Annotated in this window: 1 protein-coding gene; it reads left to right on the top strand. The window is 57.1% G+C overall.

The window, feature by feature from the left end:
- Positions 1–1,049: S-(hydroxymethyl)glutathione dehydrogenase/class III alcohol dehydrogenase (locus D7D48_RS10455; RefSeq protein ID WP_125231380.1), on the top strand; the 1,049-nt coding region annotated here is incomplete at both ends.

Here is a 1,049-nt window from a genome sequence, read left to right as displayed (position 1 = left end):
GACTTGGAAGGTCCCAAGGCGGGCGAAGTGTTGGTGGAGATTATGGCGACGGGGATTTGCCATACCGATGCGTATACGCTGGATGGTTTTGACAGCGAGGGTATTTTTCCATCAGTGCTTGGCCATGAAGGCGCAGGCATTGTGCGTGAGGTTGGCGTAGGCGTGACCAGCGTCAAGCCGGGCGATCATGTCATTCCATTATACACGCCGGAGTGCCGCCAGTGTAAGTCCTGCCTGTCGGGCAAGACCAACCTGTGCACCGCGATCCGCGCGACGCAAGGGAAAGGGCTGATGCCTGATGGCACAACCCGCTTTTCCTATAAGGGCCAGCCGATTTTCCATTATATGGGCTGCTCGACCTTTTCGAACTTCACCGTATTGCCCGAGATTGCGGTTGCCAAAATCCGCGAAGACGCGCCGTTCCAATCGAGCTGCTATATTGGCTGCGGCGTAACCACAGGCGTTGGCGCGGTGGTGAACACAGCCAAGGTGCAGGTCGGCGATAATGTTGTGGTGTTCGGCCTTGGCGGCATTGGCCTGAACGTTATTCAGGGCGCGCGTCTGGCAGGCGCAGGCATGATTATCGGCGTGGATATCAATCCAGACCGCGAAGAATGGGGCCGTAAGTTCGGCATGACGGCGTTCCTGAATTCGAAGGGCATGAGCCGTGAGGATGTTGTTGCTGCAATCGTGGCTATGACCGACGGTGGCGCAGATTATACCTTTGACGCCACGGGCAATACCGAAGTGATGCGCACCGCTTTAGAAGCCTGCCATCGCGGTTGGGGCACAAGCATCATCATCGGTGTGGCCGAAGCGGGCAAGGAAATCGCGACGCGTCCGTTCCAGCTGGTAACGGGCCGTAACTGGCGCGGCACGGCCTTTGGCGGCGCCAAGGGCCGGACCGATGTCCCCAAGATTGTCGACATGTATATGACCGGCAAGATTGAGATTGATCCTATGATCACCCATGTCATGGGCCTCGAAGAGATCAACAAAGCGTTCGAATTAATGCATGCGGGCAAAAGCATCCGCAGCGTGGTGGTATT

This window comes from Sphingorhabdus wooponensis (genome assembly GCF_003933235.1).
Lineage (GTDB): Bacteria > Pseudomonadota > Alphaproteobacteria > Sphingomonadales > Sphingomonadaceae > Sphingorhabdus_B > Sphingorhabdus_B wooponensis.
The sequence above is the reverse complement of the archived record's forward strand: the minus strand, read 5'-3'. Positions and strand labels throughout refer to the sequence as shown.